At 36.3% G+C, this 23,338-nt stretch carries 34 protein-coding genes; 12 read left to right on the top strand and 22 right to left on the bottom strand.

Annotation, left to right across the window (positions count from 1 at the left end; all coding sequences use genetic code 11):
* Positions 1–6 precede the first annotated feature (6 nt).
* Positions 7–252 (bottom strand): Lrp/AsnC ligand binding domain-containing protein, encoded by a 246-nt coding sequence (locus tag NSIN_RS06240; RefSeq protein ID WP_101010235.1) that lies wholly within the window; start codon positions 250–252, stop codon positions 7–9.
* Between the two features lie 68 nt (positions 253–320).
* Between NSIN_RS06240 and NSIN_RS06235 the strand changes: the two genes are divergently transcribed.
* Positions 321–1,037 (top strand): proteasome assembly chaperone family protein, encoded by a 717-nt coding sequence (locus tag NSIN_RS06235; RefSeq protein WP_101010233.1) that lies wholly within the window; start codon positions 321–323, stop codon positions 1,035–1,037.
* Positions 1,034–1,282, top strand: a complete 249-nt coding sequence (locus NSIN_RS06230; RefSeq protein WP_101010231.1) for a hypothetical protein — start codon at positions 1,034–1,036, stop codon at positions 1,280–1,282. The genes NSIN_RS06235 and NSIN_RS06230 overlap by 4 nt, the downstream gene beginning before the upstream one ends.
* A gap of 2 nt (positions 1,283–1,284) precedes the next feature.
* On the opposite strand, the gene NSIN_RS06225 is transcribed toward NSIN_RS06230, so the two are convergent.
* The 3 genes from NSIN_RS06225 to NSIN_RS06215 form a co-directional block, all read right to left on the bottom strand.
* Positions 1,285–1,503 (bottom strand): hypothetical protein, encoded by a 219-nt coding sequence (locus tag NSIN_RS06225; protein ID WP_133124093.1) that lies wholly within the window; start codon positions 1,501–1,503, stop codon positions 1,285–1,287.
* Between the two features lie 19 nt (positions 1,504–1,522).
* Positions 1,523–1,801 (bottom strand): DNA-binding protein, encoded by a 279-nt coding sequence (locus NSIN_RS06220; protein WP_245871927.1) that lies wholly within the window; start codon positions 1,799–1,801, stop codon positions 1,523–1,525.
* A 65-nt stretch (positions 1,802–1,866) separates the two neighbouring features.
* Positions 1,867–2,196, bottom strand: a complete 330-nt coding sequence (locus tag NSIN_RS06215; RefSeq protein WP_101010225.1) for a hypothetical protein — start codon at positions 2,194–2,196, stop codon at positions 1,867–1,869.
* A gap of 8 nt (positions 2,197–2,204) precedes the next feature.
* Between NSIN_RS06215 and dinB the strand changes: the two genes are divergently transcribed.
* Positions 2,205–3,299 (top strand): DNA polymerase IV, encoded by a 1,095-nt coding sequence (dinB, locus tag NSIN_RS06210; protein WP_101010223.1) that lies wholly within the window; start codon positions 2,205–2,207, stop codon positions 3,297–3,299.
* Here dinB and NSIN_RS06205 read toward each other — a convergent pair.
* The 3 genes from NSIN_RS06205 to NSIN_RS06195 are packed head-to-tail and all read right to left on the bottom strand — an operon-like array spanning position 3,296 to position 5,901.
* Positions 3,296–3,778, bottom strand: coding sequence for a hypothetical protein (locus tag NSIN_RS06205; RefSeq protein ID WP_101010221.1), 483 nt, complete (start codon positions 3,776–3,778; stop codon positions 3,296–3,298). The two genes, dinB and NSIN_RS06205, sit on opposite strands and share 4 nt — an antisense overlap.
* Positions 3,756–4,703, bottom strand: a complete 948-nt coding sequence (artG, locus tag NSIN_RS06200) for a thaumarchaeosortase (RefSeq protein ID WP_101010220.1) — start codon at positions 4,701–4,703, stop codon at positions 3,756–3,758. Before artG ends, NSIN_RS06205 begins: the two co-directional genes overlap by 23 nt.
* Positions 4,704–4,740: 37 nt before the next feature.
* Positions 4,741–5,901 (bottom strand): Nre family DNA repair protein, encoded by a 1,161-nt coding sequence (locus NSIN_RS06195; RefSeq protein ID WP_101010218.1) that lies wholly within the window; start codon positions 5,899–5,901, stop codon positions 4,741–4,743.
* 80 nt (positions 5,902–5,981) lie between these two features.
* On the opposite strand from NSIN_RS06195, the gene NSIN_RS06190 reads away from it, so the two are divergent.
* The gene (locus NSIN_RS06190) at positions 5,982–6,365 is read left to right on the top strand and encodes a hypothetical protein (RefSeq protein ID WP_320410675.1); all 384 of its coding nucleotides are present in this window, start codon (positions 5,982–5,984) and stop codon (positions 6,363–6,365) included.
* Between the two features lie 2 nt (positions 6,366–6,367).
* Here NSIN_RS06190 and NSIN_RS06185 read toward each other — a convergent pair whose 3' ends face one another.
* The 4 genes from NSIN_RS06185 to NSIN_RS06175 form a co-directional block, all read right to left on the bottom strand.
* A complete protein-coding gene (locus NSIN_RS06185; RefSeq protein ID WP_101010589.1) occupies positions 6,368–6,928 on the bottom strand; it encodes an endonuclease dU in 561 nt (186 codons plus the stop codon).
* Positions 6,909–7,034, bottom strand: a complete 126-nt coding sequence (locus NSIN_RS09680) for a hypothetical protein (RefSeq protein WP_281259595.1) — start codon at positions 7,032–7,034, stop codon at positions 6,909–6,911. The genes NSIN_RS06185 and NSIN_RS09680 overlap by 20 nt, the downstream gene beginning before the upstream one ends.
* 128 nt (positions 7,035–7,162) lie before the next feature.
* Positions 7,163–7,435, bottom strand: coding sequence for an Lrp/AsnC ligand binding domain-containing protein (locus NSIN_RS06180; protein ID WP_101010217.1), 273 nt, complete (start codon positions 7,433–7,435; stop codon positions 7,163–7,165).
* A gap of 77 nt (positions 7,436–7,512) precedes the next feature.
* Positions 7,513–8,178, bottom strand: a complete 666-nt coding sequence (locus tag NSIN_RS06175) for an adenylate/guanylate cyclase domain-containing protein (RefSeq protein ID WP_165775270.1) — start codon at positions 8,176–8,178, stop codon at positions 7,513–7,515.
* 279 nt (positions 8,179–8,457) lie between these two features.
* Between NSIN_RS06175 and NSIN_RS06170 the strand changes: the two genes are divergently transcribed.
* The gene (locus NSIN_RS06170) at positions 8,458–9,255 is read left to right on the top strand and encodes a helix-turn-helix transcriptional regulator (RefSeq protein ID WP_101010213.1); all 798 of its coding nucleotides are present in this window, start codon (positions 8,458–8,460) and stop codon (positions 9,253–9,255) included.
* Between the two features lie 4 nt (positions 9,256–9,259).
* On the opposite strand, the gene NSIN_RS06165 is transcribed toward NSIN_RS06170, so the two are convergent.
* The 5 genes from NSIN_RS06165 to NSIN_RS06145 all read right to left on the bottom strand — a co-directional run bounded on the left by NSIN_RS06165 (position 9,260) and on the right by NSIN_RS06145 (position 13,534).
* Positions 9,260–9,847, bottom strand: a complete 588-nt coding sequence (locus tag NSIN_RS06165) for an MEDS domain-containing protein (RefSeq protein WP_101010212.1) — start codon at positions 9,845–9,847, stop codon at positions 9,260–9,262.
* Positions 9,848–10,039: 192 nt separating this feature from the next.
* On the bottom strand, positions 10,040–10,960 hold the full coding sequence (locus NSIN_RS06160) for an EF-Tu/IF-2/RF-3 family GTPase (RefSeq protein WP_101010210.1): 921 nt from the start codon (positions 10,958–10,960) through the stop codon (positions 10,040–10,042).
* Positions 10,961–11,003: 43 nt separating this feature from the next.
* Positions 11,004–11,714 carry a hypothetical protein gene (locus tag NSIN_RS06155; RefSeq protein ID WP_101010208.1) on the bottom strand — a complete coding sequence of 237 codons (711 nt, stop codon included), beginning with the start codon at positions 11,712–11,714 and terminating at the stop codon, positions 11,004–11,006.
* 107 nt (positions 11,715–11,821) lie between these two features.
* A complete protein-coding gene (locus NSIN_RS06150; RefSeq protein ID WP_177346294.1) occupies positions 11,822–12,640 on the bottom strand; it encodes a class I SAM-dependent methyltransferase in 819 nt (272 codons plus the stop codon).
* A gap of 93 nt (positions 12,641–12,733) precedes the next feature.
* On the bottom strand, positions 12,734–13,534 hold the full coding sequence (locus NSIN_RS06145) for a helix-turn-helix transcriptional regulator (protein ID WP_101010206.1): 801 nt from the start codon (positions 13,532–13,534) through the stop codon (positions 12,734–12,736).
* Positions 13,535–13,589: 55 nt separating this feature from the next.
* On the opposite strand from NSIN_RS06145, the gene NSIN_RS06140 reads away from it, so the two are divergent.
* Positions 13,590–13,958, top strand: a complete 369-nt coding sequence (locus NSIN_RS06140) for a hypothetical protein (RefSeq protein ID WP_101010588.1) — start codon at positions 13,590–13,592, stop codon at positions 13,956–13,958.
* A gap of 20 nt (positions 13,959–13,978) precedes the next feature.
* Here NSIN_RS06140 and NSIN_RS06135 read toward each other — a convergent pair whose 3' ends face one another.
* A complete protein-coding gene (locus NSIN_RS06135; RefSeq protein ID WP_245871926.1) occupies positions 13,979–14,311 on the bottom strand; it encodes an antibiotic biosynthesis monooxygenase family protein in 333 nt (110 codons plus the stop codon).
* Between the two features lie 81 nt (positions 14,312–14,392).
* On the opposite strand from NSIN_RS06135, the gene NSIN_RS06130 reads away from it, so the two are divergent.
* Positions 14,393–14,650: a hypothetical protein gene (locus NSIN_RS06130; RefSeq protein ID WP_101010204.1), complete on the top strand. Its 258-nt coding sequence runs from the start codon at positions 14,393–14,395 to the stop codon at positions 14,648–14,650.
* 4 nt (positions 14,651–14,654) lie between these two features.
* On the opposite strand, the gene pth2 is transcribed toward NSIN_RS06130, so the two are convergent.
* Positions 14,655–15,011, bottom strand: a complete 357-nt coding sequence (gene pth2 / locus NSIN_RS06125) for a peptidyl-tRNA hydrolase Pth2 (protein WP_101010586.1) — start codon at positions 15,009–15,011, stop codon at positions 14,655–14,657.
* A gap of 373 nt (positions 15,012–15,384) precedes the next feature.
* Here pth2 and NSIN_RS06120 point away from each other — a divergent pair, with 373 nt between their 5' ends.
* Positions 15,385–16,569 carry an adenylate/guanylate cyclase domain-containing protein gene (locus tag NSIN_RS06120; protein WP_101010202.1) on the top strand — a complete coding sequence of 395 codons (1,185 nt, stop codon included), beginning with the start codon at positions 15,385–15,387 and terminating at the stop codon, positions 16,567–16,569.
* Between the two features lie 194 nt (positions 16,570–16,763).
* Here NSIN_RS06120 and NSIN_RS06115 read toward each other — a convergent pair whose 3' ends face one another.
* The gene (locus tag NSIN_RS06115; RefSeq protein WP_101010200.1) at positions 16,764–17,555 is read right to left on the bottom strand and encodes a hypothetical protein; all 792 of its coding nucleotides are present in this window, start codon (positions 17,553–17,555) and stop codon (positions 16,764–16,766) included.
* 185 nt (positions 17,556–17,740) lie between these two features.
* On the opposite strand from NSIN_RS06115, the gene NSIN_RS06110 reads away from it, so the two are divergent.
* Positions 17,741–18,391 carry a hypothetical protein gene (locus NSIN_RS06110; protein ID WP_133124091.1) on the top strand — a complete coding sequence of 217 codons (651 nt, stop codon included), beginning with the start codon at positions 17,741–17,743 and terminating at the stop codon, positions 18,389–18,391.
* Positions 18,392–18,432: 41 nt separating this feature from the next.
* Here the strand turns inward: NSIN_RS06110 and NSIN_RS06105 are convergent, their stop codons facing one another.
* The 3 genes from NSIN_RS06105 to NSIN_RS06095 are packed head-to-tail and all read right to left on the bottom strand — an operon-like array spanning position 18,433 to position 21,352.
* The gene (locus tag NSIN_RS06105; protein WP_101010197.1) at positions 18,433–19,986 is read right to left on the bottom strand and encodes a flavin monoamine oxidase family protein; all 1,554 of its coding nucleotides are present in this window, start codon (positions 19,984–19,986) and stop codon (positions 18,433–18,435) included.
* Positions 19,987–20,529 carry a YkgJ family cysteine cluster protein gene (locus tag NSIN_RS06100; protein WP_101010195.1) on the bottom strand — a complete coding sequence of 181 codons (543 nt, stop codon included), beginning with the start codon at positions 20,527–20,529 and terminating at the stop codon, positions 19,987–19,989.
* Complete coding sequence (locus NSIN_RS06095; protein WP_165775268.1) at positions 20,522–21,352, bottom strand: class I SAM-dependent methyltransferase; 831 nt, start codon at positions 21,350–21,352, stop codon at positions 20,522–20,524. Before NSIN_RS06095 ends, NSIN_RS06100 begins: the two co-directional genes overlap by 8 nt.
* A 300-nt stretch (positions 21,353–21,652) precedes the next feature.
* Here NSIN_RS06095 and NSIN_RS06090 point away from each other — a divergent pair, with 300 nt between their 5' ends.
* From NSIN_RS06090 to NSIN_RS06080, 3 genes are read left to right on the top strand one after another with little or no spacing between them, the layout of a single operon-like run.
* Positions 21,653–22,789, top strand: a complete 1,137-nt coding sequence (locus NSIN_RS06090) for an NAD(P)/FAD-dependent oxidoreductase (RefSeq protein ID WP_101010191.1) — start codon at positions 21,653–21,655, stop codon at positions 22,787–22,789.
* A gap of 50 nt (positions 22,790–22,839) precedes the next feature.
* The gene (locus tag NSIN_RS06085) at positions 22,840–23,019 is read left to right on the top strand and encodes a zinc finger domain-containing protein (RefSeq protein WP_101010189.1); all 180 of its coding nucleotides are present in this window, start codon (positions 22,840–22,842) and stop codon (positions 23,017–23,019) included.
* Positions 23,020–23,022: 3 nt separating this feature from the next.
* Positions 23,023–23,304 carry an elongation factor 1-beta gene (locus NSIN_RS06080; protein ID WP_101010187.1) on the top strand — a complete coding sequence of 94 codons (282 nt, stop codon included), beginning with the start codon at positions 23,023–23,025 and terminating at the stop codon, positions 23,302–23,304.
* The last annotated feature ends 34 nt before the right edge of the window (positions 23,305–23,338 follow it).

The following is a 23,338-nucleotide window of genomic DNA, read 5'->3' as shown; positions in this document are numbered from 1 at the left end:
TTTGACTTAACGCCCACCTTGGGAAAGGATTGGGGTTAGTGTCACAGTAGAACGAACTTTTGGAAGTCGTCTAATCTTGTGCGTAATTAGAGATTCAAGTATAGAGCTAGAATCAGCCTGGAGTTTTACAAATATGTCATATATTCCGTATGTTCCTCGTACTTCTTTTACTTCAGGTATTTTTGCAAGCTCGTTGATTATCTCTACCTCTGAGCCTAGATCACAGTTAATCAGGATGTAGAGTGTTTCCATAAACAAATTACATTTTCGCTACATAAAATGATATCCATATTTAAAAAGGTGTGTCTAATAGTGACATTATGGGAAATGAAGTATTTGTAAAAGAAATAGCACCAATAGACATCAAAGAGGGTTACCTCATAGATGGTTTTCCATATACAGGTTTAGCAAATGCAATTGCCACAGAGTCTCTTGTCAACACAACGGCTGAATTTGAGTTAGCAGGTGTCCTTGATTCAGAATTGTTTCCTCCAATCAGCATAGTAAGAGATGAGGTGCCAAACTTTCCTGCAAGAATTCTAGTTAACAAAAATCTCAAAGTAGCAGTATTTTCATCATATCTTACTCCACATGAATCAATTCATCGCGATGTAGCACGTGTCATGCTAAAATGGGCAAAAGAACACAAGTGTTCATTTATTGTCAGCAGTTCTGCAATAAAGGGGGATGATGAAACTCCATCAGTGATAGGAGTTGGAAGTACAGATGTGGCAAAGGACAAACTCAGACAAGCAAACATTCCAGTCTTGCGAAACGGTACAGTTCCAGGAATACCAGGAATTTTGTTAAATGAAGGCAAGATAGAGAACATCAATGTTTTGGTGTTATTATGCAAGGCAAAAGAATCTGGCCCTGATTTTAGAGCCGGTGCAGAGATTTGCATGGCAATGTCAAAACTCGTTCCAGGAGCCTCATGTGATCTGAAATCGTTACTCAGTGAAGCAGAAGGCATAGAAGAGAATCTCAAACAAGCAGAGCACGAAGCAGGCCCACTCAAGGATGCAATTTATGGATGATATACAAAGAGAGAAAAATCACACAAGCAGATCTTGAAAAATTATTGAAGATTCTAGACACTGACGAAGGAATCAGAATAGATAATGAAGATGAACATGTATTTGTAAACAAGACTGCCAAGAGATATTGTATTGACATATCAAATGGTGCAAAGGATGAATTTCATTACAGAGACAGTGTCGAGGATACACTCAATTTTTTAAAAAAATACATAAGAAATACATCAGAGCTTTTTGCATACTAGGATTAGCCGCAATCTAGTTCTTCAATATTTGATTTACAATCATCGTTGAATTTTGATATTTTCGTATTCAATGTATCACATAGCTGAGCATCATTTGTATCAGAATATTTTTTCATACCATATACAAGATCTAGTTGTCGTACAGAACAAAAGCCAGAAGATTCCAGATATGAAATCATCCCGACAAGAGAACCAATCCCAATTATTATAAAAATCCACAATGATTGTTTTTTTATCATCCTAGTTTTTTGAGACGTCTACCTCAATAGTGGATACATTTCTTTCTTTTCCATCTTTAGATTCCAGTCTTTCTGAGAATATTCTCACTCCACTTACTCGGTATCCCATGGCGCTCATTTTTTTCACAATCATTTGAGATACGTCAACAGCAGTCACGATGCTATTTCCCCTTGCCTTTATAGTCACGGTTGGCTCATTTGCAAGAAGTGTAAGTGTTGCATTAAGATATGTAAGAATGGGTTTTTTCCCAATGAATACAATATTGGAAGGTCTTGACACAAGACCCACTCTTGTTGTGTTTTATTTAATAGTTAGCACACAAAAGCATTGCACAGTACTGTCCACTAGTAGGATACGTTCTTTTCTTTTAGATATTTTTGCAGAATTTGTTCAATGTCTTCTGATTGTGATTTTTTTACCTTGTCAACGATCTCTTGCTCTGCTATTTCATAACAGTTTAGCATTTCATTTTTTTCCTTATAGAATAACAGTATTTTTTCTTGGTATATGCAATAATACATCTTGTCAGTTTCCATTTTGTCCGATCGAATCTTTATCCCGTCGGATTCGGCAACAATTGGATAATCCATTACAGTGTCTATTGAGGTATCATATTTAGACGATTCAGTTGTCAAGACAGGACTAAACAATAATGTAATAAGGATTTCAGACAAAAAGTAGTGTGAACAGCCGAGTCATATTCCACATTGATTTTGATTACTTCTATGCACAATGTGAAGAAATTAGAAGGCCGGAATTGAAGACTAGACCTGTTGCAGTTTGTGTATATTCTGACCGAGGAGGAGACAGTGGAGCAATTGCAACTGCAAACTATATCGCAAGAAAATACGGTGTCAAGTCAGGAATGCCCATCAAGTTTGCAAAAAAGAAATTAGAAGAGATTCCAGAAGCAGTTTTTTTGCCAACGGATTTTGATTATTACACCGAAGTCTCTGACAATGCAATGAAGATAATTAGAGACCATGCAGATATTTTTGAATACGTCGGAAGAGACGAGGCATATCTTGATGTGACCAAACGCACAGATCAAAGTTTTAAAAATGCATCACATTTAGCACAGCAGCTAAAAAATTCTCTTCGTACAACTATGAAACTTTCAAGCACTATAGGAGTTTCATCAAACAAGCTCATCTCCAAGATTGCATCAGGACATAGAAAACCAGATGGTTTGACAATTATAGAACCCCAAGACATGGAGGCATTTTTAGATCCCTTGCCAGTAAGGACAATTCCAGGAATAGGAAAAAAGACAGAAGAAAAATTCACAGAGATGAAGATTGAAACGATAGCACAGCTACGAAACATAGATGTATTTACACTAAACGGACTATTTGGAAGAAAGATAGGAGCATACATCTACAATGCAGTAAGAGGAATAGATGACGATCCAGTATCTGCAAGACACGACCCAATCCAATACAGTAGAATAATTACACTAAAGCAAGATTCCAAGGATTTCCAATTTTTATCAGAGGATTTAGAAAGATTATGCGAGGATTTGCACCATACCATAATCAAGGACAACATACAATTCAGATCAGTAGGAATACAATTTGTGCAATCAGATTTGTCAAACAGGACAAAATCAAGAACACTTCGCAATCCCACATCAAGCCTTGAGGAACTAAGGAAAACTACATTACAGCTGTTAAAAGAATCACTTGAAGATCAAAAACTTCCAATAAGGCGCCTAGGTGTGCGAGTTTCAGATTTCTCAGAGATGGCAGGACAGGCAGACATTACAAGATTCTTTTAAACAATAACTCCAACTTTGGATGCCAGTCTCTTGTGTTCTTCGTTAGATATCCAATCCACATGGAGATATTCAAATATCTCGTCATCATTCATGCCAAGTCGTCTTGCTTCTTCTACTGCAATTTGGTAGGCTTCAATCTCGGTCGGCCTGTCAACATACGAATATGATTTGTCATACAGATCAAGTCCTTTTCTTTGTTGTTTTACATGAACCAATTCGTGTATTATGTCCAAGTAAAGAATTTTCTTTTCAGAGCTGTGGAGATGTTTTTTTCCTATGACTATTGATGCATCATCATTTGTCACATGCATGTAATGAGTACTGTCATTTACTATCACAACAGTCTTCTCAAATACGTCATCTAGAATTTTTTTTGTTTCAAATACCTGTAAAAGAATTGGTGCTTGTTTTAGATTAGTGAAAATTTCTTCCAGGCGATAGGTTCCATGTTCAACGCTATTTACTTGTATCAGATTCATGTTGCACAGTTCCTAATTTCTTGATACGTTTTGTCTCAACATATGTTACTATCAACAAGAATATGAACAGCCATGGCAAAAACATTATCTCACCTGCTATGCCATGAAATGATTCAAACTCGTTTACGTTTGTTGATACCTTGAGTACAAAGATAGAGAGAGAAAATATTCTGATAATGTTTACAGTTATGGTTCCTATTACACCCATGGCAAAATATCCAAGCTTTCTGTTTCTTGGTATGTTCATCTTGAGCAAGAATGCCATCATTACAAGTGAATAGATGATTATGCTGTGAACACCTGCAGATGGCCAGAATACCTGCAATGCAAATGGACCATGATCTCCAACAAGGAACATTGCATTTCCATGAGCGGTAGCATGACCCATGTGGAACAGACCTATGAGAAAGACATCGATTTTTACAAGATAAGGTACAACATATTGCAATGGACCTAGAGAATCATACGGGAAAAAGGCATCAAGTGATAAGATTATTGCAGTTCCTGCCGCATAGATTGGACCTGCTGGAGATATTCTAATCCATCTTTTCCCAAACAGTACGGTCATACTCACCATGAAGAAGATAGCAATAACAATAAAATCCCACATCCATGTCCACGAGTCATTTATCAAGACATGAAATTGAGGAGCTATTGAAACAAGATAGTGTTTTAATCCAAATTCTAGACTGGTTAGATATACTATAACCACTCCAGCAATAGGAATTATGGCAATCAGTCGTTTTTTTGGTATGTCTAGTTTTAGACCCATAAGCTCTGCTGCAACAAATGCCATTGCAAAAAGAAATCCGCCCCTGCCTTGATTCCATCCAAGACTAAAAGTATCTGGAAACACAGCAAGTGCAAACAATATGGGCGAAGCAAGAATTACCAGAGCGTAAATGACACTTTTGTTTTGCAACAAATTAAGTCCAAATCGTGTTAAATAAAAACTCTAGCAACTAGAAAAAGTCAGATATTGTTTTTTGTTTTTTTGCCACATACAGTCTACTGTGTGCGAGCCATTCTTTTTTGTCAATGCTTAATCCCTTGCAAGCAAGATCAAGTCCTTCTTGGAAATTTGAAACAGAAAATGGTTTTTGTTTTAATGCCATTCTGATTCCTTCCCGTACTTGCCAAACACCTACTGGAACTGCATATTCAGGCCTGATCTCACGAAGTACCATCACTGCTGCCTGGGCTTGGCGTTCAACAAGATATTCAGACACTGCAAGCCTGGATGCAAAATGAGCCCCTGCAGTCTCAGGATAATGAGACAAGCCCCTCATATCTTCAAAATCAGAACCAAAACCTACATTGCCTTTCTCATCATACCATGCTTCCTGCATTTCAAACATCCAGCGACTTGGAAACATGATGACGCAGAAAAAGTTTCCAAGATGATTATATGAAAAAACCAAAGTAGTGTCAAGCACATCATAATCAACAATTTGTTTTACAAGCGACTTTGATACCATATCATCAGTTGCAGTAATGCTCCATCTGGTTGGCACAAGCTTTCGGTCTTTTCCAAACATTCCAATGCTGAAGCATTTTTGGATTTTTGAGATTTCAATTCCTCTATTGTAGAGGTCTATTACTGCATCCTGAGCCAAGAGATCCTTATCATAAAATGCTCTCTGGATGTTTTTGTCAGATGACGAGTTTCCAAACTTGGCAGATTTTATCTCTCCAATTGGTCCAAAAAGCGGACTCTCGCCATCAATTGATACTACAGGAGATGCATTTTTTACAAGTTCCATTTCTGCATCGGTTGACTTGGATGACATTGACATGTCTTGTAGGTTTTCAATGTATTTCTGCCCCACATCATTTATCTTGACGGATTTTGTGCCACGCACTAGGCTTAATCTATAATTGACTATATCCTCAAGGCTTTTCCCAGTCCAGTTCTCAGGAGAATCAAGTATCGAAGTATCACCATGTAAAGGAGGCAGCATTGGACCTACCAAGACTTTGGGATATCCATAAGCTCCAACAAATACAGATGGCGGCGTAGACCCTGATACATGATTAGATGAGAACAAATTTGCATACCGTGAAAGATATTCATTCCAGTTTGCCTCAATTGCTTTTCGAATATCAGAGGCAGTGCGCTTCATGCAACTTGTGATGCGTTCGTTCTAATAATATTATGTCAGATCTGTTTTCAAATTATATTCTGCTGATAAAGACAATCATCATGGATTCTGAGACCTTTGGGGTAGAGCAAGGGTATGGGGAACAGGCAATAGAATGGATGAATGAAGAAGCCAAGAAGATGGGTTGGAAATTCGAGGCAAGACTGTACAACCAGGAGATAAAGACTAGAAATTTTGGCACATTTGAAATGTTTTCTTTAATAGGTGATCCAAAGGCTGCACGAGAGTTGACAATGAGGGCAAGCAAGCGCTTTAAGATCAAGGTAATAGAAGGAGGATACAAAACTAGGAAATTCCTGATGCGGTTTGCAAAAAATGAATACGGTGTGGTAAAAAAAGGTGACAGGGTAATAGGTCAGATCGAATTTGAATCCTCAAGACTTGCTCACGGAGACTGGAAGATAACCAAGGAAGAAAGAAGATGAAATTACACAGATTTTGCCAACAGGTGTGCAACTCGAAGGGGTTCCGGTATTGCACCCTGTAGCGTAAAATTGTCCAATATTGTTTTTGCATCTTTTACTGTGCAACCTTCAGTTCTAATATGAAGATCATATCCAGAATGCAGCGTTATGGTATGACGTTGACCTAGTTTTTCATATTGAGCAATTTTTGATTGACTTGAATTTGGAAAATGATGACGTATTGCATCTTGAATTCCAGAGGACTTTTCATATGTAACACCAATCACAGGCAATCTTGTCTTTTTGTAAATTTGTGATACATCTACAACATTATACATTGCAATTATCAGCCCAGATATCAAAATGAAGTTGATGTCTGATCTTTCTAGCTTTTCATACATTTCAAGAATGGACTTGGTTGCATCATCGCCTTCTACAGTACAGGTACCAAAAACAAATCCGTCTATTACAAAATCCCTGCGCATTACAACTCCCGCAAGTTTTGATTTAACATCACCTTGCTTGAAGCTCTCAGAAATAGATAATCCCCGCAGACCTTTCTTTTCAAGATGGAGAAGGTTCATTTTTCTTATGTCCGGTGAATCGAATATAGACAAAACCTACTACTATCATGCATATAGCAGTTAGAGCAGACCATGATGCAAGTGCAACTGTATCAATGTGAGTCATACCGATATAACAAATGCAATGGACCTATTTATTGAATCTATATGGACAAACAAATGACAAGATTAACATCATAAAATAGAATGAATATAATCAGGATAACATTATTTTAAAAAAATTCCGTACCAAGTCTAATAGACCAGAACTGGAGAAGAGATCAATATTGTGGTTGAACGTATTTGTTCGATTTTTCTTATTTTTTCCAAAATGACTTGTCTTAGAATGTCTACAGAGTCGGTTTCAATCTTAACTATGACGTCATAGTTACCACATGTAGGATGAATCTCTTTTATCTCTGGGATTGACTCTAGTTCACTTATCATTGACTGGGTACAGTCCTCACAAGTTATCATCACATATGCACTTTCTACATATTTTGGAGAACCGGATGTTTGCATAAACATATTTGTGTTTTCTGATATATCATTTCGACTTGTATTTACAGCTAAATATTTTCAAACAACACAAATCATATTCAATTTTATCTACATATTGAATATACGGGATAATCAAGTCTGACTCCAATTTGAAGTCCTACTAATGAATGAAATCGATAACATTTCAATGATCGTGCAATCTGGTACAAATCTCCACCAACAACTACACTGTTAGGCATTGCCATACTGTTTATCTTGGCACACATGTTAACTGTGGGACCAAATACATCCTCACGCGTAGAATGAAAAGATTTTGCAATAGATAATCTTCCATAATCAGAACTTATTCTATAGCTGACTGGAGGTAAACCATATTCTTCTAGTAGATCGTTAACATATTGACGAGAATCAACCAGGGCCAAATTACATTCTAATGCGGTTCTTAAAGAATCCTCATTTTCAGCATCATGAGTATCTGGAAAATAATACAATATACTATCACCTACATTTTTTGTCACAACGGCACCGAATTCTTTTACAATTTCATTCATAGAATTAAGATATATTTTGTAATAATTGCACATTTTACCATGTTCTAAATGCGCTGTAATTTTTGTAGAGCTTACCATGTCAACGATTCCAATACAGTAACTCTTCTGTACGTCATAGAATGAAATATCGTTATTAGCATCATTCTTTATTTTCTTGATTATTTCTGCTATTTTTTGACGCTCTGTTATGTTTGCAATCTGATGCGTAATGAGACTCATGTTGTACATATTCACATAGTAATAGATATCTAGCGGTTAGCTAATCCTGCAAGAACTTAGCTGGTGAATCAAGTTCCATTAAAGTATCAAAGATATGCCATTATACCATATGAAAAAACTGACAATAAAATGTCAATCTTGTGGTTCAAAGGAAGCACAAATAGCATACATTCCCCAGTATCGAGGATACCGAGGATTCTGTTTTCAATGTCAAACCAATTGGCCTGAATCATAAGATAACAAGACAAACTTTAGATTCCAAGGAGCGGATTTGTACCCATGGGAGAATATGAAGAAATTGCGAATAGGTTTGCAGAACTTTCAGGAGAACAACGTTTAGAGATTTTGCTAAAATTATTAGATAAACAGACCAAGATTTCCACCATTGCAAAAGAATTAGGAGCAACTATACCAGAAGTGTACAGGAATTTTGAGAGATTGGTCAATGCAGATCTTATTTCCAAAAATCCAGATGGTAGTTACAGCATAACTTCACTAGGGAAAATATTAGGTTCTCAGATATCTACTGTTAATTTTCTACTTAGAAATAAAAAATATTTTAAAAATCATGATTTTGAACAGTTGCCCCTCAAATTTATCCATAGAATTGGAGTACTAGACAAAGGAGAAATCATAAACGGTTTTGTTAAAGTGCAGGAACGTTGTAATGAAATATATGAAAATGCGGAACAATATATCTACAACATTCTATTTGAGGTACCATATACCCCTGATGTCATGGAGATTTTGATAAAAAAATTAACAGACAGAACTAAAATTAGATCAATTTTTTCAGAATCTGCAATAATACCAAAAGAAAGAAAATTCATGATAGACAAGATGGGATTCAAAGAATACATTCAGAGCGGGGCTATTGAACGTAAAATGAAAAAAGATGTGAGTACCATTGTCATACTAAATGAGAAAGAAGCAGGAATTATGTTCCCAACAAATGGAGAAGTAGATGTAAGTAAGGCAATTTTTTCAAAAGATCCACTATTTCACGAATGGTGCCTGGACTATTTCAATTACAATTGGGACATATCAGATTCTTTTCGAGAAGCCAAACTAAAATAATAAGTCACAGAGTTGAGACTACACTACCTTCTCCAGATTGTGTTGTATGTATGACAACATGGTGAGTCTGTCGAAGTTTTTCTAGCCATGCTTTTCTCTTTGTTTTTTCAATCTTAGATATATCATACGTACACATGATAGAACCGCCAAAATCTTCAAAGCATGAATGAGTCCTATCTTCAAGATCTAATTGGACTGATATGCCATCAAGTGTAGATACATCTGGTACAATCCTTCCAGTGATTCTATATGGAGGAACCAGATTGGCAAGTATCATTTCTACATCTTTTTTACTCTTATCTGATATCTGTTCAGCAGTTCCACATACGTTATGAAGTTGTATTACTTTTAATTTTCCGTTATTGAAATATTGTATAGGAATACCATAGTTCAAAAATTTCAAAACTACTGAACCAGAATCTTCATGAGTTACATACAGACCGTTTTCTCTATTGGCCAATCCATTTTTCAAGAATCTAAATTCAACCATTTGTGCATATTCGATGTCATCATAAACCAATAGAATATGTTGCTTTTTTTCAATAGAGTCCACATATCTAAGCGGTACTGATAATGTATCATACACGCTCATGGTAGATAATCACATTCGTAATATATTAACATGAATTCACAGATTCATCAAATATTCATATGTATAGCTAACAGATTGATGACATAGATTTCAAAATGAACTAATCAATAGAATAGACATTTGACATAATGATCACATGATAATTGTCAATTCATCAGCAACCACTATAGACGAATACTGGTTCTATTAGGATCATTTTGTTATTTTACCGCTCCCCACAATACGTATCGAGGTAGATTCGGGTTTTAGTATAACACAAATGTCACCTTTCTCGTATACAATTGGTTTTCCCAGAGAGAGTTTCACAGGAGTCAGTGACACTATCTTGACTGGTCGTATCTGTAATCCAATATTTACAAGAAACATCTGGTTTTCAGATATCTTATCCTTGAAGAATTTGCTTTGAACATAATCTATCTCAATTTCTTGCGAGATTTGAACAACATCTGGCATGCAAAGAACATCGCCACGCTGAACGTCATCAGGTGTAACACCTTTTACAGCAAGACCTACTCTTGCAGGCGAGGATGCATTTTCAACCGAGTCATCGTGCATCTGGATGGATTTGACTACAACATCAGATCCTTTTGGAAAAATTTTCAGATTTTCATACACCTTGATTGTTCCTTTAGATAACTTGCCAAGAATTACCGTGCCAACGCCTTTCACATCAAAACAATGATCAACTACAATCTGTGCCGGGCCATCTCGTGAGATGGGTTCTAGTAAATCAATTTCTTTTTTCAGGTTTTCTGGCTCGACTAGGGCATATTTTTCTACCACCGTACCTTTTATCATGGAAAGCAGCGTATTCCTGTCAACATCAAATGAATGAGATAAAATTCCTTTCTCTTTTCCTAGCACATCAAGTGCAATTATTTGCTCACCTGTAAATTTGTCAAGCTTGGCCACATGCAGTATCACATATTCTCCCATGTTGATTGCTTGAAGCAGAGACTGGATTTTATCAGGAAATGAGGTAGGCAGTGTCCAAGTGCGTAGAACCCCCGACTCTTTTTTATCATAAATTGTAATATCAGTAGTTGTTCCTTTTTTTCCAAAATCCTTTGCAATTGATTCGTCAGCAAGGAGTGTAAAATTGACTGATTTCATTTTATTTTAGAGATTAAAAGACTAGTAAAATAGGTTTTGGAGTTTAGCAGCGACCAGTAGGCAGACCAGATGTATTCACACAGTTAGTATTGTTCAATGTAGATGCCCTGCTCATCATGCCTGATGATGAATGCATCATCATTCCAAGTTGTGTAAGTGCATCACCAAGTGTAGATTTGCTCACAGGAAGACCATGTGCATCATTTATGATTACCATCACGCTTTGTCTATAGTTCTTTATCAAGTCAGCATATTGAGATCTCTCATTTTGATATTTTAGTTTGATAGCACTAAGATTGGTTGTGCAATAGCCATTTCGAACACCTGATATTTGATCAGGGCTTGCAGATTGTAATTTGTCTCTGCAATCGGCAATAGCTTGCTTAGTTTCAATTCCTTGTTGATTAAAGTCAGATATTGCTTGATGAATAAAGTCAGATACTTTCTGGGCTGCTTTTGTATCATTGGCATTAGGTACAATAGTGCTTGATGTCATGGTTTGATTCATTCCTGTAGAGTTCATCAAAGGCATATTGGTCTGACTCTTAGTACTAGAATTTGTCATAGACATTCCAGTCTGATTCATTCCAGTAGAATTCATCATGGGCATAGTATGATTTGTGATTGGTTGACCAGTATTAGTCTGAACGCCAGCTGATGTAGCAGTAAAGTTGGCTGCGTATGATGAGCCAATTGGTACAACCATGGCGCTTGCCAACACTGTTGCCACAACAAGCAGTATGCTAAATTTCATAACTATGCTTTTTCTAGTCAGTATTTAAGCTAAAAGAGGAAATTCTGGTAATATTTACAGTGAATATTTTTACACCAAATGCAAAACAACCAGATTTTCTGACGCAATTAGAACAGGTATTTCCTGGATGCAACAAGCAGATCAACTTTGTAGTGTAGTGTCAAACGAGGATTCACTTTGAGAACCCAGGCAAAAAATTGCGGCTTGGTAGAATTGAGGATCAACTGAAATCCATATTGTCGTATTTTTTTTCTTATTGATGTTTCATCCAGTCTTGTTTTCACAGAATTTTTCCCTCGCTCATAATCATATGGATCAGATAAAATGAGAAATTTTTTTGCCTGACGATTAATTACCTGTAAGAGATTCGATGGTTCTATAAGCTCCAAGACATTTAATGCTACAACAATGTCAAATCTTGTTTTTCCAAATGGATGTGATAGTGAGTCAGCCAGGAAAAAATCTACATTTTGCAGTCTGTGCTTTTTTGCTTCCACTAGAGCAAAAAATGATTTATCAATCCCAAATGCAGTATTGGATTTTTTTGCCAATGCCACAGTTGTTGTGCCTATTGAGCAACCGTGCTCTACTACGAGATTACATTTTGGCATCCTAGTTATGACATTCTGTAGTGCTAGATGAAATTGTGACTTTTTACTTTGTTTGTATATCGTAGTCCAATTTTTTTCCAGATCAGTAGTATCATTTCCCATATGAGGTATTTTCTGTAATGCTTTTTTGATGACAGATTTTATTTTCAAGTTTTTTGCATGCAACAAAAGATATCCACCCAATTTTGCCCTTATTGAAAAATACAGAGAAAGATCATCAACTAGAAAAGGAATCGAGGATATTATGGGATACGTGTTGCCACAACCAGTACAAGAGAGCATCCCTTCGATGATTTCATCATCGTGCTCAAACACTTCTAATTTTAAATCATTATTGCATTTGACACATTGCATATACTCTAAACTTGATTGGTGCACAGAAAATCAACACAAAATAACAGTACTAATCTATTCCGGAATCTTGTTTTCTTGGAATGGTCCAGAGTTATACCAGCAGTACCTAAAGTAATCAAGGCACCACTCGTGAAACAGAGTGTCTTTGCTGTAAAACATTTCTCTCATATCTGCATCTCCATCAAGTGTAGGGAACAACACGCATGCCTCTTTCTCATTTAGCACTACAACAACCTTAACATTTTCTTTCATCTTTCTTTCAACTAGCCCCTTGTCAAGCAAATCTTTCATTCCCAATTTGCCGAGAAGTTCTTTTCTGCCCTTTGGGACAATCACAGTATCAGAGAAGATATAGTTGAAGACAATTCCATGTTTTACCCTGTCCAGCAGAGGCTCAATTAGGTCCAACGGAACTTCGGTGAAAAGTTCGTAAATATACTCATCAGCATTCTTGTATACTAGTTTCCATTGTTCCAGTACCTTGACAAATCCTTTGATTTGTTGCCCTCCTGCCAATGCTCCTATTCTTTGTATGAACTTCATTGGAATATCACCAAAGTCGTGATTTTCAAAATATTTTCGGTTCTTTGAAAGAAACAGTAATGAAGGAACCTGTGTACACATTGTTTTACCATACGTAGTCAAATCATAATATCCATCCTTGTCCTTCATTATCAGTCCAGCATTAGAGAGTCGTTCAAAATTTCTGTGCACTTCTTGAACCGTAGCGTGAAGTTCTTTTGCCATGTTTGAGATTTTTGATTTTTGTTCTAACAGTTTGAAAATTATTTTTAGTCTTTGCTCACTTGCAAGTTCGAGAAAATCATTTGCGGCATTTTCATATATGTTGCCCACAGGAAATAAGATTCAAAGTATTTATGTAAATCTTACTAGTCATTTCAATCAAGACATGATTACAGTAGACTGTAAAGACATAGATGCCCTCAAGTCGCCTCTTGCTATTTACACATCAGACCAAGTTGGGGCTATGCCTGCTCTAAAATTGCACGAGTTTGTACTAGCACCAATAACTGATGAATATATTGACCCATCAAACGTGATCCAGGCAATCAAGAGTTTTCTTACATCATTATCAATTGAGAAACACTTTGCAGTTATTCAAAAGAAAAATACAATCACTATAATACCAATAGATGACTACAAATTGGAAGCCAAACCAAGCGGCCCAACAGACCAATTTTTCTCATGTGTTCATTGCGGACACGTTACTCAATTTGAGGCAGTACACAACAATCACATGAAGATACATTATTTATAATACAAAATCAAGCAGTTACACTATTGAGAGACGACTTCGTAAAAGGTTGGTTTTGGTGGACCTTCAAGATATGAATGTCCCTTTGATTGAATCCTAAAGTGTTCCTGAGTCTTGTGCATGTCTTCAAACTGCTTTTGTGTTTCAAACTCTACCAAAATGATGTGTTTTCCAGCACGTGTCTCAAGAAGTCTTCTTCTTACAAATCCATCAAACTTGGATAGTTCCTGATTTGATTCAGTTATCCAGCTCTTGAATTGGTCTTCTGAGCCCTTTTTGACTTGGATCTCTGCTGCAACCACGAACATGTGCTTTTCAAGTAAAGGTTCGCATAATAATATTTCTAAGATTTTCATAGACAGAGAGTTTAATGATTTTCCTGTTCAGAGTACCAATAGCCAGTAATACTAAATAACGGAGACAAACCGACCAAGATCATGAATGAGAAACTCCTTGCAGTAGGAGCAATTGTTGCCGCAGTAGTTGTTATGGCTACAATAGTTTTCCCATTCTGGAATTTAATCCCAAGCATGGTTACTGAAACAGTCCATGTTGTTTACGTAGAAGCAGGCAAGTGCACTGCAGAAACAAATGATGGATACATCATACGCGATATACCATGCAATGCAAAGATTGGGGACAATATTACTGCCACATATGATGCCAAAGTCAAAGACAGAGAGCACAAGATATAGCCAATTACAAAAGTTTTAGATCCCTTGTAACCTTGTCAATCATCTCTTCAGGTGCAGGACCAATTGAGATGCAAGTTATAGTACCAGGCTCAATTTGGGTGTGGCCTGCATCTGTAACCTCAGACCAGGGAAGATCATGATATATTGCATCTTTTTTCACCTTGTCTAATTCTGAGAGGCTAGATACTTTTAGTACAACTTTTTCTTGTCCGTATCTTTCCCATTGATCAAACCATTCCCTGTTTGATTTTCTGACATGTTCTGCCCCCAACACACATGCATGTCCGACCTGGGCTGCAATCTTTCCTGTACCCATCCCTAGATCTTTTCTGACAACTATTACTTGTTTTATTGTACCCATCTGATTTTTGATAACCATAGGACATGTTAAACTTTCGAGAATGCAGATAAGATACAAAAAATGAAATTATAAAATATCCATAAATAACGGTCATAATTTACTATATACATGCCAGGTATGAAATGCGTATCATGCGGTATTGGATTCTTTTCTGCCACAGGTTCTAACAAATGTTCCAAGTGCGCAGGCAAGGACCAACATATGGAAGAAAGCCATCACTCTTGTGGTTGCGGTCATAGCCACTAGAACCCATTTTTTCTAAAAAAATACATGATAAAATGAAATTGAAAAATTAGAAATACCATGCACCAATTTTCAAATATTTACTAAAAAACTTCAATAGGCAGGTTTTCGAAGATGTACATAATACAAAATGCCCAGTGTTATTCTAAATGACATTGAAAAAATAATTTCTGAGGTCTCAAAGTTTGGAGAGTTAGATTCTAGACTAAATGAACTATACCAAAGCATGGGTCAGACTCAGTACAAGAATCAGACTAATCTAGAAACAATAGTCATATTTGATTTGGTTGAATCTACCTCACTGAAGTTAAAAATTGGACACATGGAAGCCATGCAAAAGATATTGATGCACGACAAGATTTGCAAGGCAATAATAAAAAGACTGAATGGAGAAGTGTTAAAAGAAACTGGAGATGGGGTGGTGGCATTATTCAAAGATCCACTAAGTGCGTGTCTTGCTGCAATTAATGTAATAGAGATTTCAAACAGAAAAAGCATACCTACCAAAGCTGCTCTTGTTTTGGGCATTATTGAGAAAATAAAACTAAACAATAGAATAGACATATTTGGAATGTCCATGGATATTTGTTCGCGCATTGAAAAATATGCCACAGAAAATCAGATTTTGATAAACAGTAGTTTGCATGATACTGCTATGACATTTTTGAAAAATTATGATGATGTGTTAATCAGCAAGCCAATCTCTGTGACGTTAAAAGGATATGGTAAGACCAAGATTTATGAAATTGCGTCAAAACGCACAGGACTTAAGAATCATGTCAAGCGTCAATTGCATATAGAAGATGAACAACTATCAACAGATGAAAAAATCGAAATGATACAAAATGCAAGATCTGAGATAATAGAGATAGGCGAAGCTTTTCAAGACATTGCATACAACATAGAGGGTAGAACTTTTTCTGAATTTATAAAAAACATATTAAAAAACGGAATCAATATCAAATTCATCATAACGGATCCTAATGCGAATTCAAGAAACTCCTCACCAGATTATGAACCAATCATAATTTCTCAAGACCATTTTGTTACACTTAAAAGACTACACGATGAGATACAAAAGGAAAATTTTCCTGGAATATTTGAAATGTATTTGTACGAAAAGCCGGTACCATTTGCTGCATTTAGTATAGATCCAAACCAAAATGATGGATTTATCATAATTGCAAACCATTTGCCTGGTATAGCAAGATCAAAGATACCACATGTACAGATTGCAAAAACATCTCACCCGATGATGTTCAGTTCTCACATGTCAGCGATTAAATTCATAATAACAAATAGCAAACTCCAATAGATTTCATTTGAATATAAAACAGTGGCAACTAAATGACTAGTAACACAGTAAATAGTAGGAGATCAGTTCCACATGTGGTAATCTATCAAATGTTCTTCAATTCTTGATTTTTCAACGTGTGCGTGACATGTTCCGCAGACAATTACTTGTGACAGAGGGACATATTTCATGTTATGACAATATAGCTATTTCACTTATAGAGTTTTCTTATGTTTGTATAGTGCATAAGTCATTATCATAAAGGCTAACACCCACACCATGTTAACTGGATGTGAGTCACTGTATTGATCAGGAAATAGAGTCAGATAATCATAGTACCAATAATCAGCAAAAGAATAGATAAGAAAACCAATGACAAGCAATAACCAAACTTTTCCCAAAATACTTGAACGAAATACCATTGCCCCTAAGATTGCAAGTGCCAGCAGACCTGCATCAACTACTACATAATACAGACCAAGGAAATACGCAAAATCTAGTGGAGGTTTTTGTGAAAGTGAAGTATAAAGAAAGGTTCCCGTGGTAACCCCAATTATTACAGCCATCCATATTACATGACGTCTATTGAGAGTTTTTTTGAAATGTGTGATATTGACTACCAAATGATAGTAGAGAAATGGATACATTGTAACCCAAAATGCATCAGCAATGCTTGGAAAAGGAGCTGCCGCGGGAGGAGGAGCGACAAAATCTGAAATATACTCATATAGAACATTTGCTATAAAATAAAACAGTAGACCTATTCCTAATGCAAGATATGTCTTGCCAAGTATTGCTGAAGACCAATATCTTCTTGCTACAAAAACGCTCATGATGCCACCCGCAAGAGGGGCAAGAATAATTACAACGTCTGCAAGTGTGAAATTATTATTGACATAGTCTTCATACTTGTAGTCATAGATCAACATGCCAACAAAGATTCCAAAGATCAATGCTATTACACGATAATCAATTCGAGTTATCTTGATTGGAATGCTTTCAGACATTATACATAATTGAGAAACAGCACGTTATAGAGATGACGATTTAAAAGAAAAAAACAATAGAATTTTTTATAATAATATGTTTTTTATTGTAAAATTTAAATTTACAGAGATGTTTATTGTAAAACTCATGATATTATCACAGGCTTGACAGAATCTCATAAATAGAATAAATGAGTACTACATCGGTGCAGTTACAGATCATAATCTATGCGGCAATGAATTTTTTTGGTTTTGATTCTAATACAGATGAGGTAGGAGTTTGGGTCAATTTTTCAACCTCTGTATTTTTTGCGGCAACTATTGGAGTTTTAGTTTATGCAACAGTGTTACAAAGAAAGGCAATCGAGGTTGATGAATATGGAGATTTGAGAGAGCAGCATCATGAGTTGATAACATTTCAAATTGAGAACGGTGAAACGTTAGAGATTTTTGAAAAAGTCAAGATCCCTCAAAAACACATAGGAATAGATGACAATAAAATAATTTTAGATGAGCACGAAATTTTACTTTATCAATTTTACGTTGCAGAATTTGACATGTATGAAAGAGTGTGGTTTTTGAAAAAAGAAAAGTCCAAGTTAACAGAATACGAATGGACGTGTTGGATAATATACATGGAAAAAATGTCCCATCATTGGATTTTCAGGTATGCATTTAATCAAATGAGAACTATTTTTGATGACGAATTTATGGACCACATCAGAGAAAAGATCATAGAAAGGCAAGACAGAAACGAAAATGTTTTAGAAACACTTTACGAGGATGCCAAGAGAGAATACAAAAAAGAATATGGAAAAGAGTTAGTTTTTTCTGATAGGGTAGAATATCAAAAATAAATCAGAGTACAAACACAATTTGTCGTCATAGAAATAACTAGTCAGAAATAATCCCAAGGAGTAGAAGTAATAGAATCAAGCCATTCCTTACCATCTACTTTTTGTGCTTTTTCTTGGGGTGTCACACAGTGTGGAATTAGCCTAGTTTTTCCGCCAATTACTTGTTTTTGAACTATCAGGTCTTTTCCTACAGGGCAAATTACTTGCTCGGGAAATACTAGCCATTCTTTTTCATCTGGAAATTGTTGTTCACTTGGTTCACGAAGTTTTTTATCAAATGCATATATCCTGTTTGCTTCACGAAGTCCTGTCATGTATGCTCCATGAACAGTTGCAGGATAGAATTTGGTAGTAGCTTCACCAGCAAAGAAAACACGATATGTTGTGCCAGGTTCATTTTTAACAGGAGCGGCTATCTTGTCATAATCATCAGGAGTGCCATTTACTCCGACATAAGAATATGCGCCGTATGAAAATGGATCATTGAGCCAAGTTGTTACAAGCGAATCAACAGGGTCTAGTGTTTTTTCTTTATATATCGTTCTTAACACTTTCATTGCTTCTCGTACAATCTCGTCTTTAGATCTAGGTTCAATCTCCTCTGCATAGTCAGCCGCATTTAGCCCAAGAAGAATTGGTTGGCCATTTACTTTGTACATGTTAACAAAGGTATTCCAGACACCTTTTTTTTCAGATACGTAATTTATCCAGGCCTTGTCCGCATCTTCTTGCCAGAAGACTTGAGGGAATTTCAAATATGTTTTGTGAAATATTCCCATACCTATGTGGCGTATGGCAGTGATTTTTTCACCAGGCAAATTTGGCATAAATAATTCACTATGATTTTTTTTCAGTACCCCTAGAGGAAACGTGCATATTACATATTTTCCATTAAAGATATTTTGATTTTCCAAAATAACTTTGACGCCGTTATCATCATACTTTACAGTCTTGACAACATGATTTCGACGTATCTTTTCTTCACCTAATTCTTTTACTAGGCCATTGACTATTGTCATATAACCATCTGGAAAAACATCCTGTCCACCAGGTAAGATATATCCAATATGATCCCAGTATTTTGCAGAAAGTTTTTCAACAGACCCTGCCCAATCATTTTCTAACATACTTATGGCATATTCAAAATCACTCTGAATATCAGGAGATAGTTTATTTTTCAAAAGATATTGTTGTACTACAGAACCTAGAGTTTTGCGAATTCCAACATGACTTTGTTCATTTTGCATAAAGTGAAGAAAGTCAGTCCACTCGTATTTCATTTTACTTTGAAATACATTATCTAATTTTGTTCCATCGTGATCATATACAGAATAAGATTCCCCTTCATCCACTCTTTTTAGCTTGATGTTGTACTTGTCTGCCAACTTGTAGATAGGATTTTCCCTTATTCCACTTATCCAGGATGCGCCCTTGTCAAGTGATGCACCAAGTGAGTTATCAGTATGAATTCTGCCTCCAATCCTATCTCTTGACTCTAATATCACAACATCATAACCATAATGTTGTAATCTAAGAGCTGCCGCAATACCTGACATTCCAGCACCAAGTATTATTACATCATGATTTTCTTCCATTTAGTATTCTACCTTCCTTAAGACTACAAATGATGGTACTTTGGTTGAAGTACGCATATAATCAATAGAGACAAGACGAAAAATGTTCCTGTTTTTTATCACCTCACAAAACTGAGAGTCTTTCTCCAATTTCTGTAGATACTGTTCAACCCAACCCCAATCTCCATTAGGACTACATGAGTAGATTATCCAGTGATAAGCGTCATTTATCCATATGATGTCAAAAGGATACATTCTACAATCAAATGGTCTGTTTTCATAAATACTGCAAAAATTATTCTCAGGATTTAGAAATACACAGGATTTTGAACCAATTGCCTTTTTTATCACATGAATTTTCGCATTGTCAATTGCAATCTCCTTGACATATTCAGAACCAGATTTCTCTACGGATCTAAGCTTTTCCAGGTCAGAAGGAAACAGCAATGGTTCTGCAAAATCAGTACAGCAGGATTTGGAGGTACATTCATTGCATATTTTCATGCTACCGGTGATTGGCGCAGAATCTTGTATAGGCAGATTCATTGAAATATGACTAGTCATTTTCTCTCATCCTGCATTCATACAAGATGTATAATGCATGATTTTTGAAAAATGAAAAGGAGTTAAGTCTGTCATCTATCTTTTCAAGTTTCTTGTTTATGACAGACAAAAAGGGTGAAAAGGAATTAGCCTGTATTTTTTCAGGAATTATCATTGTTGAAATATGAACTCCCCTTTTACCAACGATCTCAAATCCATATGATGATACCAATTTTTCAAAAAATCGTGGATTGTATCGATATGTCTTGACTTTGATTGGTTCAAAATTATCATCATGAGATTCCCATTCAAACATTACCTTGTTTTTGTACATTCCCTGTAATGCAGAAACTAGGCCATTTTTCCCATAATGACCAAGAAAATACGACACATCAAATATGCTAGAAGATGGAATGTCAAAGAGAAACTCGCCTCCTTTTTCACATATTCTTGCAATTTCTGCGAGTGCTTGTTCTATATCTTCAATATGCTCAAGTGTATTAAGACAAATTATTCTTTCAAAAGATTTGTCCTGAAATGGAATATGGGTTATTTCGGCATTAATTGGAGAAAAATGATGTGTGTTGTATTTTCCTTGAGCTGTCTTTAACAATCTCCAAGTAAGATCAAGTCCAACTGCTTCGTTTCTTGTTTGCATTAGTAGACTAGTGGTAAGTCCGGTACCACACCCTAAATCTAAAGTTCGTGGCTTTTTTGAATGAAGATGATTTTGAACAAGTTTGTTATATTCAAGATATAATTTCTCCCAATATGAGCAGCCTTCTATTTTGTCATAAGTCGATGACTGCTGAGTGTAAAAATCAGATACAGAGTTTGCTAGCACCAAATAGCCTCCATACTACAGCCCACATGCAACGAACTTGTTTAAAAAGTTCAAGAAAATGTATTATTTGTATCTAATAAATTAAAACATGAATAAATTATGTTTTATACGAACATTTACAAATTATTTATAAAATATAACAAATTCAAAGGCTTGCAAAACAAGTCAATGTGATACACCCAAGTAAAATGATGCAGTGACATAAACTAGATGTGATTTCAAATCATTTTCACTGGATTAAAAATAACACGTACAACCCCACATTGAATTAATAGTGCGAATACAGATTAGTTTGTAAAAATGGATTATGACGTAGTCGTAGCAGGCGGAAGCGTAGCAGGGCTTTTGTGTGCAAGAGAGATTGCTGCAAGAGGTCACAAGGTCCTAGTTATAGAAGAAGACTATGAAATTGGCACACCAGAGCATTGCGGAGGAGTTGTCAGCATACCTGCGATGGACGACCTTGGCATAATACCAATACGAGCTACACTTGACAACAAGATACGCTCTGCCAAACTGATTGCGCCATCAGGCAAGAGTTTCACACTTGATGCAAGACCACAACAAGTCATAGTCTTGGACAGGAGAGAGTTCGATAAACAAATTGCACACCAAGCCCAAGTCAAGGGTGCAGAGATTCAAGTCAAGACATCGTTGAGAGAAATTACAAAACAAGGAGTCAGGACCTCAGAAGGCGAGATAACGTGTAAGATAATAGTTGATGCAAGAGGAGTTACATCCCTTGTTCAAAAAGACAGGACTGGAATATTACAATCAGCACAATACGAAGTCTTTGCAGACTGGATAGACAAGGAAAGAATCGAGGTATATTTGGACCAAGAAAAATATCCGGGATATTTTGCATGGGTCATACCAACAAGAAGGGATGAGGCCAAAGTAGGAGTTGCAGGAAGAGGAATCAATTCTGCAGATGCACTAGAAGAGTTTCTTGGTAAAAAAGGAAAGCATTCAACTATAAGAAAAATTTTTGCGCCGATCTGGGTAAAGGGCCCAATCAAGGAGTTTGTTTCAGGAAACATGGTCACAATAGGTGATGCGGCAGGCCAGGCCAAGCCCACAACTGCAGGCGGCATATACACATCAGGAATGGGAGGAATATACGCGGGTGAGGCAATCTCAGAATTTTTAGAATCAAATGATACCTCCAGGCTAGGAGCATACCAGGAAAAATGGGCTGCAAAGTTTGGAAAAGAATTTGAGAATATGCTTCTTGCAAGATCGTTGCTTGAGAGACTGGACAATCAGTCCATTGATTCCATTTGCCAATCAGTCACACCAAAGATGCTCGATGAGATCTCAGCCGAAGGAAGTTTTGATTTTCATACCACATCAGTTGCAAAGATGTTGGGTGTACGTGGATCGGCAAAAGCAATCCAGGCAATCTTGGGAAATGAACTGAGAAGATTGTTTAGCTGAATCAAAAATCATAAGCAAGATATAAATGCGGTAGAAATCGAGTTTTATTCATGTCATCAACCATAGCATTACCTGTGTGCAGTTCTTGTCACAGACCTATTATGCCTAATGATAAGTGTGTAAAATTTAACTGTCCAAGTTGCGGCTCTGTATTGCTTTGGAGATGCGAGAGTTGCAGAGAAGCAGCAAGACCATACAAATGCAACTCATGTACTTTTGAAGGACCGTAAAAATTGGCACGATTATCACTAAGAGCAAAAATTCTTCCAACAGGAACTGAAGTCAATCTGGATGACATTGCAAAACAAATTGGCTCCTCACTAAAGGAAGGAATCACTCTTTCAAAATATACAAAGGAACCACTTGCTTTTGGTCTATACTATCTTAATGCAGAGTTTGCCCTGGACGACAAGGAAGGACAGATGGATTCTCTTGAAAACACAGTACGCGGTGTTGAAGGAGTAGGAGAATTTGAAGTGTTAGGATTGAGCCGAACATCGGTTGACATGAAGTAGGTGTCACCTTGACTAAAAAAGACGAACTGCTACA

Source organism: Candidatus Nitrosotalea sinensis (assembly GCF_900143675.1).
Classification (GTDB): domain Archaea; phylum Thermoproteota; class Nitrososphaeria; order Nitrososphaerales; family Nitrosopumilaceae; genus Nitrosotalea; species Nitrosotalea sinensis.
This window is presented reverse-complemented; position numbering and strand designations above follow the sequence as displayed.